This is a genomic window from Pseudomonas sp. DY-1 (assembly GCF_003626975.1).
Taxonomy (GTDB): Bacteria; Pseudomonadota; Gammaproteobacteria; order Pseudomonadales; family Pseudomonadaceae; genus Metapseudomonas.
Genome location: NZ_CP032616.1, coordinates 3,401,198 through 3,414,601 on the forward strand (window position 1 = coordinate 3,401,198; position 13,404 = coordinate 3,414,601).

Annotated in this window: 11 protein-coding genes and 1 pseudogene; 3 read left to right on the plus strand and 9 right to left on the minus strand. The window is 57.1% G+C overall.

Going from position 1 to position 13,404, the window contains the following annotated elements; all coding sequences use genetic code 11:
• Positions 1-3: 3 nt before the first annotated feature.
• Positions 4-1,356: a UDP-N-acetylmuramate:L-alanyl-gamma-D-glutamyl-meso-diaminopimelate ligase gene (gene mpl / locus D6Z43_RS16055; RefSeq protein WP_120653144.1), complete on the minus strand. Its 1,353-nt coding sequence runs from the start codon at positions 1,354-1,356 to the stop codon at positions 4-6.
• A 200-nt stretch (positions 1,357-1,556) separates the two neighbouring features.
• Positions 1,557-2,429 (minus strand): LysR substrate-binding domain-containing protein, encoded by an 873-nt coding sequence (locus D6Z43_RS16060; protein ID WP_120653145.1) that lies wholly within the window; start codon positions 2,427-2,429, stop codon positions 1,557-1,559.
• Between the two features lie 130 nt (positions 2,430-2,559).
• On the opposite strand from D6Z43_RS16060, the gene D6Z43_RS16065 reads away from it, so the two are divergent.
• The 3 genes from D6Z43_RS16065 (at position 2,560) to phnX (ending at position 6,221) form a co-directional block, all read left to right on the plus strand.
• The gene (locus D6Z43_RS16065) at positions 2,560-3,717 is read left to right on the plus strand and encodes a 2-aminoethylphosphonate--pyruvate transaminase (RefSeq protein WP_120653146.1); all 1,158 of its coding nucleotides are present in this window, start codon (positions 2,560-2,562) and stop codon (positions 3,715-3,717) included.
• 308 nt (positions 3,718-4,025) lie between these two features.
• Positions 4,026-5,354: an MFS transporter gene (locus D6Z43_RS16070; RefSeq protein WP_120653147.1), complete on the plus strand. Its 1,329-nt coding sequence runs from the start codon at positions 4,026-4,028 to the stop codon at positions 5,352-5,354.
• A gap of 39 nt (positions 5,355-5,393) precedes the next feature.
• Positions 5,394-6,221 (plus strand): phosphonoacetaldehyde hydrolase, encoded by an 828-nt coding sequence (phnX, locus tag D6Z43_RS16075; protein WP_120653148.1) that lies wholly within the window; start codon positions 5,394-5,396, stop codon positions 6,219-6,221.
• A gap of 322 nt (positions 6,222-6,543) precedes the next feature.
• Here phnX and D6Z43_RS27930 read toward each other — a convergent pair whose 3' ends face one another.
• The 7 genes and pseudogenes from D6Z43_RS27930 to D6Z43_RS16095 all read right to left on the minus strand — a co-directional run bounded on the left by D6Z43_RS27930 (position 6,544) and on the right by D6Z43_RS16095 (position 13,367).
• A complete protein-coding gene (locus D6Z43_RS27930) occupies positions 6,544-6,771 on the minus strand; it encodes a hypothetical protein (protein ID WP_162945842.1) in 228 nt (75 codons plus the stop codon).
• Between the two features lie 156 nt (positions 6,772-6,927).
• Complete coding sequence (locus tag D6Z43_RS16080; RefSeq protein WP_256660868.1) at positions 6,928-8,100, minus strand: pesticin C-terminus-like muramidase; 1,173 nt, start codon at positions 8,098-8,100, stop codon at positions 6,928-6,930.
• Positions 8,100-8,242: pseudogene (locus tag D6Z43_RS16085) on the minus strand (IS5/IS1182 family transposase); the annotation flags it as partial. The pseudogene D6Z43_RS16085 and the gene D6Z43_RS16080, both read right to left, overlap by 1 nt.
• Before the next feature lie 91 nt (positions 8,243-8,333).
• Positions 8,334-8,840, minus strand: coding sequence for a hypothetical protein (locus D6Z43_RS27935; protein ID WP_162945844.1), 507 nt, complete (start codon positions 8,838-8,840; stop codon positions 8,334-8,336).
• Positions 8,837-9,736 (minus strand): hypothetical protein, encoded by a 900-nt coding sequence (locus D6Z43_RS27940; protein ID WP_162945845.1) that lies wholly within the window; start codon positions 9,734-9,736, stop codon positions 8,837-8,839. The genes D6Z43_RS27935 and D6Z43_RS27940 overlap by 4 nt, the downstream gene beginning before the upstream one ends.
• A gap of 377 nt (positions 9,737-10,113) precedes the next feature.
• Positions 10,114-10,686 carry a lysozyme inhibitor LprI family protein gene (locus D6Z43_RS16090; RefSeq protein ID WP_120653150.1) on the minus strand — a complete coding sequence of 191 codons (573 nt, stop codon included), beginning with the start codon at positions 10,684-10,686 and terminating at the stop codon, positions 10,114-10,116.
• A complete protein-coding gene (locus D6Z43_RS16095) occupies positions 10,668-13,367 on the minus strand; it encodes a hypothetical protein (protein ID WP_162945846.1) in 2,700 nt (899 codons plus the stop codon). Before D6Z43_RS16095 ends, D6Z43_RS16090 begins: the two co-directional genes overlap by 19 nt.
• Between the last annotated feature and the right edge of the window lie 37 nt (positions 13,368-13,404).

The window sequence follows — 13,404 nt, forward strand, 5'->3', positions numbered from 1 at the left end:
GCCTCACTCCGCCAGGGCCGAGGCCAGCTTGCCGTGCAGGCCGCCGAAACCACCGTTGCTCATGATCACTACCTGGGTGCCGGGTGCGGCAATGGCCTTCACGCCCTCGATGATGGACTCCAGGGATTCACACACCTGGGTCGGCACGCTGGAGCCGGCAACGGTGGCCGCAAGGTCCCAGCCGAGGTTCGGCGGTGCGTACCAGAACACCTGGTCGGCCAGCTTCACCGAGTCGGGCAGGCCGTCGCGGTGGGCGCCGAGCTTCATGGAGTTGGAACGCGGCTCGATCACCGCGACCACTGGAGCATCGCCAACGCGCTTGCGCAGGCCGTCGAGGGTGGTGGCGATAGCGGTCGGGTGGTGGGCAAAGTCGTCGTAGATGGTTACGCCCTTCACTTCCGCCACCTTCTCCATGCGCCGCTTGACGCTCTTGAAGACGGACAGCGCAGCGACTCCCAGCTCCGGCACCACGCCGACATGGCGGGCCGCAGCCAGCGTCGCGAGCGCATTGGCGACGTTGTGTTGGCCGGTCAGTTCCCAGTCCACGGTGCCGGCGACCTGGCCTTCGAACAGCACTTCGAAACGCGAGCCGTCTTCGGCCAGCAAGCGTGCCTGCCATTGGCCGCCTTCACCGGTGGTCTGCACCGGGGTCCAGCAGCCCATGTCCAGCACGCGCTTGAGGGCGCTTTCGGAAGTCGGATGAATGACCAGCCCCTCGCCAGGGATGGTACGCACCAGGTGATGGAACTGACGCTCGATGGCCGCGAGATCGGGGAAGATGTCAGCGTGATCGAATTCGAGATTGTTGAGGATGGCGGTGCGCGGGCGGTAGTGGACGAACTTGGAGCGCTTGTCGAAGAAGGCGCTGTCGTACTCGTCGGCCTCGACAACGAAGAAGGGTGTGCCGCCCAGGCGCGCGGAAACGCCGAAGTTCTGCGGAACGCCGCCGATCAGGAAGCCCGGGCTCATGCCGGCATGCTCCAGTACCCAGGCCAGCATGCTGGTGGTGGTGGTCTTGCCGTGGGTACCGGCGACCGCGAGCACCCAGCGCCCCTGCAACACATGGTCGGCCAGCCACTGCGGGCCAGAGACGTAGGGCAGGCCCTTGTTCAGTACGTACTCCACGGCCGGGTTGCCGCGGGACAGGGCATTGCCGACCACGACCAGGTCCGGAGCGGGTTCCAGATGGGCGGGCTCGTACCCCTGCATCAGCTCGATTCCCTGGGCCTCCAGCTGGGTGCTCATGGGCGGGTAGACGTTGGCGTCGGAGCCGGTGACACGATGGCCAAGTTCCTTGGCCAGCACCGCCAGCGAACCCATGAAGGTGCCGCAGATGCCGAGGATGTGGATATGCATGGATGACCTCTGAAACGGGCCGCCCCGGCCCGGAAAAAACTTGTCGCAGGTTAGCACAGCGGCCTCCCCTGGGGCCTAGGAGGCTGGTGTATGGGCGAATGAATTCGCCGAGCAGGCCGACGGTCTGCCATGCGCTCCCTTCGGACCGCTACGCGATCCTTGGCGAATGAATTCGCCCCTACAAGGATGAAGCGAACCGGCTAGCCGCGATTCGACCGCACGATGTCGAAAAAGGTCTCGATGATGCGCCGCGAACCCTGCTCGCGCAGGCACACCAGCGTCTCCGTCATGCGCTGCAGGCAGTCGCGGATCGGCAGCACATGCACGTTGGCACTGGCCCCCACCTCGGCCGCCGAAACAAGGCCCACGCCAAGGCCCGCAGCGACCATCTCGAAGGTAGCCTCGCGACCCTCAACCTCGATGGCCGGACGGATGGCGATGCCTGCTCGGCGCATCTCTTCCTCGAGTATTTGCCGGGTCATGGAGCCACGCTCGCGCAACACCATCGGCATGTCCTCCAGGTCGGCAAGGACGATCGACTCACGCGCAGCCCATGGGTGCGAGTGGGCCACGAACGCCACCAGCGGATCAGCACTGAGCACATGTGTGATCAGGCTGTCGTCTTCGACAACGCGACCAAGCAGGGCAAAGTCCGCCTTGTACTCCTGCAGCCGGCGCAGGCATTCGTCGCTGTTTCCCGTGACCAGGCTGACGCGGATGCCCGGGTAACGCTCGCAGAAGCGCGCTATGTGCCCCAGCAGGTGCACGGGCGAATCCACCGCCAGGGTCAGGCTGCCTGTCTCCAATGCGCGTGAGGTGGAAAGCAGTTCCTGCGCTTCGGCTTCGGCTGCGAATAGCCGCTGGGTGATGGTCAGCAGACGTTCGCCGAGGTCGGTCAATTGCACCGAGCGCTTGTTGCGGTGGAACAGCAGGATGCCGAAACGTTCCTCCAGCTTGCGCACCTGGTCGGAAACCGCCGGTTGGCTGAGGAACAGGGCCTCGGCCGCACGGGTGAAATTGCCCTGCACCGCCACGGCGTGGAAGGCCTTGAGCTGTGCCTGGGAAACCGCCATTCGCCTGCTCCTCGATAAATAAGCTCAACTTATATTTGAAATACTATAAATCGATTTTTTTTATTTTTATGGAATTGGTTTTATCTCTCCATCGCAACGCGCCCTCACCAGAACAACGCTGGAGACGACCATGACCAAAGCCGAATTCCCCACCAACGCCCAACCGCTGGCAGCCCCCGCCCTCGGCGAGCCCTACCTGCTGACTCCCGGTCCGCTGACCACTTCCAAGGCCACCAAGGAAGCCATGCTGCGTGACTGGGGCTCGTGGGATGGCGCCTTTAACCTGGTAACCGCAGAAGTGCGCCAGGAACTGCTCTCCATGGCTGGCGTGCAGGACGACAGCTTCGCCTGCGTTCCCCTGCAGGGCAGCGGCAGCTTCTCGGTAGAAGCCGCCCTGGCCACTGCCATCCCCCGCGATGGCAAGTGCCTGATCCTGATGAACGGCGCCTACGGCCAGCGTGCCGCCAAGACCCTCGACTACCTCGGCCGCGCCTACATCACCCTGGACAAGGGTGACTACCTGCCGCCGCAACCGGATGAAGTCGACGCCCTGCTGCAGGCCAACCCGGACGTTACCAACGTCTTCCTGGTCCACTGCGAAACCAGCTCCGGCATCCTCAACCCGCTGCGCGAAGTCGCCGACGTGGTGAAGGCACACGGCAAGAGCCTGATCGTCGACGCCATGAGCTCCTTTGGCGCGGTGCCGCTGACCGTCAATGAAGTCGCCTTCGACGTGCTGGTGTCTTCCGCCAACAAATGCATCGAGGGCATCCCCGGCTTCGGCTTCGTGATCATCCGCCGCTCGGTGCTGGAAGCCGCCAAGGGCCGCGCCCATTCCCTCGCCCTGGATATCTATGAGCAATGGCTCTACATGGAGCGCACCGGCCAGTGGCGCTTCACCCCGCCGACCCACAGCGTGGTGGCCTTCCGCGCGGCGTTGGAACAGCACGCTGCCGAAGGAGGCGTAGCTGGCCGACTGGCGCGCTATAGCCGCAACCGCGACGTGCTGGTCGCCGGCATGCGCGAAATCGGATTCAAGACCCTGCTGGACGACCAGTGGCTGTCGCCGATCATCACCACCTTCTTCAGCCCGGAACACCCGAACTTCGAGTTCAAGCGCTTCTACGAGGAGCTGAAGGCCCGCAGTTTCATCATCTACCCCGGCAAGCTGACCGTCGCCGAGAGCTTCCGCATCGGCTGCATCGGGCAGATCGACGAACACATCGTCCGCCAACTGCTGCGCGCCATCGCCGACACCCTCGAGGCGATGGGCGTGGACATGAAATGACCCGCAGTTGAAACGGCCACCCACGTCGAAGGGCTGGCCCATTCCAGGTCACCCACCGTCCTGAGACGGTTCCCGCTGCGGGTAGCGGGGCCGTGGTGCGGTGACCTTTTTCTGAAACATATCCGTAGTAAACCAGCCGCTCGGCCGCGCCGGGCAGGAGCCAAGACTAACGCCGAATCCCATTCACCAGCCTGACGCCACGACCGCTGCCATCTGACCAAGGTCGTGCGTTTAGACAGCCCAGCAGCAAAACAACAACAACCTCCCTATTTGCACTGTCCGGCATACCCACACGGGGTCAGAAAACCATGAACAACAACGCAGGTGCCTTGCACAGCGGCTGGAAGTCCCTCCAGCGCTGGCGTGTCCAGATATTCCTCATCACCTGGCTGGCCTACGCCGCCTTCTACTTCACCCGGAAAGCCTTCTCCGTCGCCAAGCTCGGCATTGGCGAAGACCCAAGTTTCGAACTCGACAAATCCGCGATGGCCAACCTCGATGCCCTCTACCTGGCCGCCTACGCCGTGGGCCAGTTCACCTGGGGCATCTTCGCCGACCGCTTCGGCCCACGCGTGGTGGTACTCGGCGGCCTGGTGATTTCGGCCGTGGTGGCCGTTGTCATGGGCACTTTCGCCACCCTGCCGATCTTCGCTACCTGCATGGTGGTCCAGGGTCTGGCGCAGTCCACCGGCTGGTCGGGCCTGTGCAAGAACATCGGCAGCTTCTTCGCCACCGGCGAACGCGGCCGCGTCCTGGGTTACTGGAGCACCTGCTACGCCTTCGGCGGCCTGGTCGCCACTCCCTTCGCCGGCTGGTGGGCCTACGAAGTGTTCCATGACTGGCGCATGGCGTTCATCTCCAGTGCCCTGGTGGTGGGCGTGGTCGCGGTGCTGTTCTACTTCCTGCAGCGCAACAAACCGGAAGACGTCGGCCACGCGCCGGTGGAAGTGGAAATCGCCACCAGCGGGCCGCGTGAAGGCCACTGGAGCGCCCTGCGCAAGGTGCTGAAGAACCGCACCGTGCTTGTCCTCGGCCTCGCCTACTTCCTGTTGAAGCCGGCGCGCTACGCCATCCTGCTGTGGGGTCCGGTCATCGTCTACGAGCGTATGCCCGCCATCGGCAAGGTCGCCTCGGCCATCGTCCCCACCGCCTTCGAACTGGCTGGCCTGGTAGGCCCGATCCTGATCGGCCTCGCGTCGGACAAGCTCTTCGGTGCCCGCCGCATGCCAGCCTGCGTGTTCAGCCTGATCGCCCTCACCGTGTGCCTGGCGCTGTTCGTCCCGGCCATGCAGAGCGGCAGCCTGTACCTGGTGGTCGGCCTGCTGTTCATGATGGGCATGACCCTCTACGGACCGGATTCGATGATCAGCAGCTCCGCCGCCATCGACTTCGGCACCCAGGAAGCAGCCGGCACCGCCGCGGGCTTCGTCAACGGTTGCGGCTCGGTGGGCGCCATCCTCGGAGGCCTGCTGCCGGGCTACTTCGACACCAGCACCGTATTCGTGGTGTTCACCGCCGCGGCACTGCTGGCCAGCCTGATGCTGGTGCCTTTCTGGAACAGCCGCCCGCAAACCCTGAACGCGCCGGAAAGCTTCCCGGCAACCGGTCAACCGGCCCTGGTCGGGGCCAAGACCTGAATTCCCTTAGCCAACCTGCAATCCGCTGGAGTCATCACCATGCATTACAAGCAACCCACCCAACTGCAAGCCGTCATCCTCGACTGGGCCGGCACCGTCGTCGACTTCGGTTCCTTCGCGCCGACCCAGATCTTCGTCGAGGCCTTCGCCGAATTCGGTGTCGCGGTCTCCCTGGAAGAAGCCCGCGGCCCGATGGGTATGGGTAAGTGGGACCACATCCGCACCCTCTGCGACATCCCGGCCATCGCCGAACGCTACCGCGCCGCCTTCGGCCGCCTGCCCACGGACGATGACGTCACCGCCATCTACGAGCGCTTCATGCCGCTGCAGATCGAGAAGATCGGCCTGCACTCCGCGCTGATCCCCGGCGCCCTCGACGCCATCGCCACCCTGCGCGAAAAGGGCCTGAAGATCGGCACCTGCTCCGGCTACCCGGCGGTAGTGATGGCCAAGGTGGTGGAGCTGGCCCGCGAGAACGGCTACACGCCGGACTACGTGGTGGCCACCGACGAAGTGCCCAACGGCCGCCCGCACCCGGCGCAGTCCCTGGCCAACGTCATCGCCCTCGGCATCAACGACGTCGCCGCCTGCGTGAAGGTGGACGACACCTGGCCGGGCATCCTCGAAGGCCGCAGCGCCGGCATGTGGACCGTGGCGCTGACCTGCTCGGGCAACGCCCTGGGCCTGACGTACGAGCAGTTCAAGGCGCTGCCGAAGGACAAGCTGGACCAGGAGCGCGCGCGCATCGGCCAGATGTTCGAAGGCTCCCGCCCACACTACCTGATCGACACCATCGCCGACCTGCCGGCGGTGATCGACGACATCAACAAGCGCCTGGCCCGTGGCGAGATGCCCCAGGCCAACTGATTGGAAGCGGGGTCAGCCGTCGGCCCCTCCCCCGGCGGACAAGGATGCCCGCACCTCTCGTGAAAAGGCCCAGCCCCATTTAAGGGCCGGGCTTTTTGGCGCGTGGGAAGCCGAATCCTGTGGTGGGAAATTTGTTCGCGAGGGATGCATCGAGTCCTGAACAACCAATCAGGACTGGTGCCAAGTTTTGGACATTTTCAAGTGCCATTCGCAATGGATTACAACAAACCCTGTCAAACAAGCTACTGTGCAGCAACCAGATTTGGATTTATTTTTATGCACCCCAGTCATGCACTTCCATACGAAACCGACGCTAATCACACTAAAAATCGCTTATCTCTTCTTCAAGACTAATAAAAAAATTAAGCTTCAAGTCGCGCACAGGAGGAAGAGTTGTAACACTAAGGATAAATTCTAGTTTTTTACCAACAAACGAAAAACCCTCAAAACCAGCATATGCGTAGTCTCTATCAAATTTTTCCACCTTATAGCCGCAACATGCCTTTTGCCTAGCGACAACCCACTCAGCCTCAGGATCAAGCTTCTGCACAAATAAACATACCCCCATACACCCTCATATATCTAAACACCTTCCCACCGATACGAGAAAAACCAGATTCCGCAACCAATTTGTAGTTCGACTCAACATAACTTTCAGCGCCACTCCTGCAGGTCACAAACAATAATACGAGCATAATCCCACACTTCATTTAACCCTCCCCCTCAAATACGAAACCCTTCTATTTAACCTATCCACGGGAACTCCAGGCCAGTTATTATAGTTATAAACTCCTCTGGAAAAATTCAAATAATCGTTATCCACAAATGGCTTTTGTATAATTCGCCTAGTCGCACCCGTGTAGTCACCTCTATATATTAGATCAACAACAACATCTCTAACCTTCCAGTTTGTCTCTTCCCAGCACAAAACTCCATATACCTCTCGGGTATCTTTCTTACTTGAAATCTCCACAACCCTCTCTTTCATGTATGTATATACAGGCAAAAATAGGTCGTGCTGCTTTCTTGTTATTCTTTGCTTGCAAACATTAGCAGGAGCACTATTCAAATAGATCCTCGCCGCCTCTCCCTTAAGCCCCTCAGCCCCCATCAACCAAGACAACAAAGGTTCCTGTATTCCAGCCGCTCGCAAATCAGCAGCGGGAGTTGGCCGCTGCCCAAGATCATACCCCCGTCCAATCGTCACTCCCGACACTCCACCAGGCCAATGGGCAACACGACTAAAGTATCTATACAAGGGGTGCGTTCCATCTTCTATGTCATTACCTTCAACATCAAAAGTTAGCTGACCATATGGAACCTTAAGCCATCCAATATCATTCTCATCAACCATTTCCGAAAGACTTGTCATTACTCCAACCGGGTGCAAATGATAAATCCTCCCTACTTCTGGAAGTTCAACCTTGATCGCCACCTCCTTCCACCAACTCAACTGTTTGATTCGCTCTTTTTCCACCACCCAGTTCAGAATTGGTGCGGAAGTGGTGTGCCCCAACACTTTATCCAGCGCATCCCACTTTCTTTCCTGGTAATACCATTCACTTTCGTAATGAATAACCAGTTGAGAAATAGACTGGGCATGCGCCGGTATACGCAGTGCCGCCTGCAACACTTCGGCGGTCATTCTGCCGTCGCGGTTGGTATCGATGATCTCGTAGAGGCGGGATCTGACTGGCCCCCTATCAGACTTGTCGGCCCTGGCGCGGCTGGATTCGATAGCCTCGTCAGCCAACGAAGCGGACATCGACTGAAGGAAATATGCCAAGGCATTGTGCGGTGGGTCGTCGTTGTAGATGACGTCAAAGCCCTCCCAGGACCACGTACTGAGCCAAGGCGAAACCCCAAGTTCTTCACGCACTCAGCTGTCGGGTAATGCGGCTCGATAGGGACAACCAAGCCCTTCCACGGCAACACTGATCCAGTTCGATCAGGAACAACTCCTCGCGGGTTTGCTTGTACTTGCCTGCGTACTCGGCATCAGCGATGGTCATCTGTTTAATCGGAAAGCTCGGCGGGTGCACTTCAGGTATTTTCCAAAATCTGAATGTCTTCTTCAGAGCTTCCCCCGGAAGCACGCCCTGTCGATGGAAATCAGAATTCCTCCCTCATGCACTCAAGTAAGTTTTTATTTTTTTTTGTTAACGGAAACTTAAGACCATCAACATCCGCATGCGCTCCACATATCCCAAGACCTAATGCCGTAGGATCTACCCCTTGAGACCTTATTATAATATCGTCCCCATTTCTGACCAAGCGTATTGCACCTTCGCCTGTACCCCTAAACAGCTCTCCGGCCACAAATTGCATATCAAATGAAAATGAGCACACGTGCTGACTGGCTTGAGTACTGTATAAACTCACCCTATATCCAAAAATAGATTTACCTATGCTTAAGTAATCATGAAACTCATCAGAACAAGATGCACCATCAATTGGAGAAGTGCATAAATAGCTTTCATTTTCATAGCACCCACTCCAGTCGCCGCTCCAAAGCACCTCCCCCTCTTCCCTGCTACTTACCGAAGAATTATCATTTTCTTCAGAAGAACATACAGATACGGCAGTAATCATTAGCAAAATAACGGACAAATGTTTCATTTAGCCTTCCTGCCAGTTAAGTACTTGGCACGCCCTCTTCCTGCCTCATACTGCGTAAGCTCAGGGGTCTCGCGTATGTAGGCAGCAAGCTTCTCAGAGTTATTTTCTGATATATATGGAATTTGCCTATCCCATATACGCCCTTGTTGATAAGTTAAGTCTACCGCTATGTCCTGAATACGTGAATCAAGAGAATCCCAAGAAGCTTCTCCAGCACCTACGGCATTGGAATACCGCTCCATTGCTGCAGACAGATACCCTGGATAAACCACAGCTTCAAATAGTACGCGCTGCGCCTCTCTAGAAATAGCTCCAAACGCATCCCTATTTGTGCTTACAAAGTCTCTTGCTACTTGCCCGTACAAACCTGCTCCAGTAGAAAAACGCTTGGCAGCAACTGGCTCAACCCCCGCGACAATAAGATCTGCATAGACTGATGCTGAGGTACGATGACGCATGTCATAACCGCGCCCCAAAGTTACTCCAGATGCCCCACCCGGCCAATGCAAGCGCCTACTAAAGTAGAAGCTTGCTGGATCGTCATTTCCTTCAGCATCAAAAGTCACTTGACCTGTTTCAACTACCAAATCGTTAGCACGCGGCATCATATTTAACTGAGTTAATAGTCTGATTGGATGTAAGTGACAAACCCTCCCACTTTTTGGAAATATTCCTTTCGCAGCCACTTCTCCCCACCAAGCAAGTTTCTTGACTCGTTCTTTCTCCGCAATCCAATTAAGCATTGGTGCCGAGAACGTGTGCCCCAACACTTTATCCAGCGCATCCCACTTTCTTTCCTGGTAATACCATTCACTTTCGTAATGAATAACCAGTTGAGAAACAGACTGAGCATGCGCCGGTATACGCAGTGCCGCCTGCAACTCTTTGGCGGTCATTCTGCCGTCGCGGTTGGTATCGATGATCTCGTAGAGGCGGGATCTGACTGGCCCCCTATCAGACTTGTCGGCCCTGGCGCGGTTGGATTCGATAGCCTCGTCAGTCTCGGTCCTCAGCAGTTCGATCTTCTGCTCAGACGACAGACCATCGAGGATGACGCGAAGCACAAGAAAATCTGCGCTGCGTGGCGTGCCGGGGTGAGCTTGGTTTTGCGGCGACGTCTTGTTGTAGCAGGGCTGGTGAGTAATTACCGGCGTGTCTTTGGTGAGCTTCAGCCATGTTTTGTTTTTGGCCGATAGATGTTCTGCCCACGCCCGGCTCGCGCCTCCCCTATTTACCTCAAAATTTCACTGCACAAGCAGCAAAAGCATACAGACTACATATTTTGAACCTTCATCCTGAAGAAGCACGAGTCAAAATCTTCTTCATATAGGATTTTTGCCAAGGCACAATTTTCCCTAAAATATGCATCTCCCTCCGCCCCAAAAGAAGCGCTCATTACTGCCTCATAAACACTTGACATTCGCCCCTTATCTCCCATAATCGCCAACTCTGAAATCCTTTTTATTTCCCCCCCACCCCAACCGGTTTCTATATAAACAAGCTCTAAAAATCTAAAATAAGTCATGGAAGAAACACAACTATCCCTCTCTATTCCGGCCTCCTCCCCAGGATAAACGGAATAGTAAATATGCTTGCACCGTGAATCCCTGAATTTAACCCATAGGCGTTGACCATCAACAAGCTGTTTCCTATAAATAAAATTCTCATCTCCCAGCACTTCCTTATAGCGGTCATTGAGTAATTTATCGACTGCCACATAGGACCTATTTATGCATTTCAATATTTCACTAGTAGCAATGCTTGATGGCAGGCAGCGCTCATTTGAAAGTACTCTCCCCGAAAACACCGACCCGAATATGAAAAACACTATTGCCAGCAGTTGCATTTCAAACCTCTCTCAAATAATTTTGCCTCTTGTTCCCTGCGAACGATCACCCCGCCAAGACCAGGCTTCCCCTCCCAGAGCCTTTTCATCGACCGAATTCTTCCCGGAACGCGCTCTTCTTGGCCAGTCGCTAGGTCCTCAGCTATCTGCTTCATCTCTACACGCGACGCGGGATTGGGGTTATAGAAATCGCTCCCTCTATTGATGACCAGCGACAGTATTGATCCTTGGCAATGGGGGTGAAGCTTAGTCAGCTCAGGGTATGCATCAAGAACAAGCCTTGCGTAGCGCTTCTTCATTTTCACAGCAAGGACACCAGCTTTTTCTTTAGATATTGAAATATCAGAAACAGAGCACAAAGCAGTACGAGCACTTTCGCCTTTTCTACCCACCACAGCCAAAAGTCTTTCGAGGCTTTGTGGTGTGTATATCTCACCCAATTCATCCCGCACTTGCCCCACTGTCTGCTGACCTAAATCGTAGCCATACCCTACAGTCACTCCACTTATCCCGGCCGGCACATACGGATATTCCTCGTACCCTTCCATTTCCAAAATAAAATCAAACGACTCCTTCGAGACTATTAGGATTCCAACAGGAGTTTCCATGCTATAAGAGTCTACAATGCATTCTTGAGGGCAAATGCCACTACCAAAAGCCATAAGCTCTATAGGATGCAAGTGGTACACCCCACCCTCTTTTGGAAGTTTTACCTTCTCTGCAACACCCTCCCACCAACTCAACTGTTTGATTCGCTCTTTTTCCACCACCCAGTTCAGAATTGGTGCGGAAGTGGTGTGCCCCAACACTTTATCTAGTGCATCCCACTTTCTTTCCTGGTAATACCATTCACTTTCGTAATGAATAACCAGTTGAGAAATAGACTGGGCATGCGCCGGTATACGCAGTGCCGCCTGCAACTCTTCGGCGGTCATTCTGCCGTCGCGGTTGGTATCGATGATCTCGTAGAGGCGGGATCTGACTGGCCCCCTATCCGACTTGTCGGCCCTGGCGCGGTTGGATTCGATAGCCTCGTCAGCCAACGAAGCGGACATCGACTGAAGGAAATATGCCAAGGCATTGTGCGGTGGGTCGTCGTTGTAGATGACGTCAAAGCCCTCCCAGGACCACGGGCTGACCCAGGGCGTAACTCCCACCTCTTCACGCACCCAGCCGTCCAGCAGGTTGCCTTGGTCGTCATTGAGCAGTCCGTCCAGGCGATACCAGTTGAAGGCGTTGCGGTCATCGGTTCTCGGTAGTTCGATCTTTTGTTCAGACGCCAGGCCATCGAGGATGACGCGAGGCACGAGCAGATCTGCGCCGCTTGGCGTGCCGGGGTGAGCCTGGCTCGGCGGCGACGTTTTGCAGTACTGGGACTGGTGGGTAATGACCAGCGTGCCCTTGGCGAGCTTCAGCCATGTTTTCTCTTTAGACGGCAGGTGTTCTGCCCACGCGCGGCAGGCGGCGAAGAACGTCGCCACGTCGTCTGCGGTGAAGACTTCCAGATGAAGCTTCTTTTGCGGCGCGGTTTCGGTGCCTTCCTGGTAGGGGCCAAGGTGCCCAATCAGTTCGCTGGCTTTGATTGGAACGGGCTGATCAAGCACCACGGCGCTGTTGCTGACCTGGGGCACCCGCTCACTTTCCAGTGAGTCGAGGTGCACGTATTGCGCAACGCTCTCCAGCTTACGGAAGTCACCATCGCCGCTGATGGTCACTTCGCTGCCCCTGGGCAGCCCACCGATCTTATGGGACCGGGCGTGAGGTGCTGCACGTACGGTGAGGTGATCCTGTTGTGTGTCGACTCGATAGACGCCACCGCCGATGTCCTTCAGCAGGTCGAAGAACACATAGCCCTGCATGGTGCCGTCCGAAGCTATAAGGTCGCTCGGGCCCCGAACGTTCTCCAGCTTGCGGTAGTTGCCCTCACCACTGACCGTGACCGTCGCTCCGCATGGCAAGAGGTCAATGACCGCGCCTCTGTGCGCCATGCTTCGCACGTTCAGGCCTCGCTGGCCGGGGCGACCGGCACGAGTATCGTTGGCCGTCTGCTTTACACGGCGTTCCGCTCCTTCAGGCCAGAACGCTGGTCGTGCCAGGCTGGGATCGCTCTTGTAGCTCTCCCAATCGTGCAGGTGCATGTAGAGGCTGTAGAACACCAGACTGGGCGGTGTGTCCAGATTGCCCTCAATGGTGGGTGCCTCCAGCCGATGGCGCACCAGCACAAAACCCGACGCAAATGGGGCCTGGACAGTGACCCCAGGAGCGGGGAAGTACGTAGTCGTCGGAGTTCGCTCGGGAATGCGGTAGGCAACGACTTCGCCATCGGCCAGGCAACGTACCTCGGACTGCCCACCAGTTCCCACCGTACCGGCAGTGCCGGAATCAAAGTGCACCCCACCATGCCACATGCCATTGCGGCCCAACGGGAAATAGCCCGCCTGCGCTTTGGCCAGGTTGGTCAGTTGGACAAGCGGGTTGGATTTATCACCAAAGGGATGGCTCCAGCTTTTAAGTGCGGGCAATCGCGGCGCCGCGTGCACAGATGCCGCGTCTGGTAGCTGCGGGGAAGGCGTTGGCGTTTGTGAAGGCGTGCGATGGTGGCGGACAGGAGGCGGTCCCTTACGCCAGCGGTGATACCCATCCTTGAGGCCATCGTAAACATCCAGCAGATAGTTGAGCATACGCGATACGTTCCTTGTGACTGGCTGACCACTGTTT

Coding starts and splice junctions, on each gene's coding strand:
- mpl (WP_120653144.1), bottom strand. CDS start 1,356: ATGCATATCCACATCCTCGGCATCTGCGGCACCTTCATGGGTTCGCTG.
- D6Z43_RS16060 (WP_120653145.1), bottom strand. CDS start 2,429: ATGGCGGTTTCCCAGGCACAGCTCAAGGCCTTCCACGCCGTGGCGGTG.
- D6Z43_RS16065 (WP_120653146.1), top strand. CDS start 2,560: ATGACCAAAGCCGAATTCCCCACCAACGCCCAACCGCTGGCAGCCCCC.
- D6Z43_RS16070 (WP_120653147.1), top strand. CDS start 4,026: ATGAACAACAACGCAGGTGCCTTGCACAGCGGCTGGAAGTCCCTCCAG.
- phnX (WP_120653148.1), top strand. CDS start 5,394: ATGCATTACAAGCAACCCACCCAACTGCAAGCCGTCATCCTCGACTGG.
- D6Z43_RS27935 (WP_162945844.1), bottom strand. CDS start 8,840: ATGAAACATTTGTCCGTTATTTTGCTAATGATTACTGCCGTATCTGTA.
- D6Z43_RS27940 (WP_162945845.1), bottom strand. CDS start 9,736: ATGACCGCCAAAGAGTTGCAGGCGGCACTGCGTATACCGGCGCATGCT.
- D6Z43_RS16090 (WP_120653150.1), bottom strand. CDS start 10,686: ATGCAACTGCTGGCAATAGTGTTTTTCATATTCGGGTCGGTGTTTTCG.
- D6Z43_RS16095 (WP_162945846.1), bottom strand. CDS start 13,367: ATGCTCAACTATCTGCTGGATGTTTACGATGGCCTCAAGGATGGGTAT.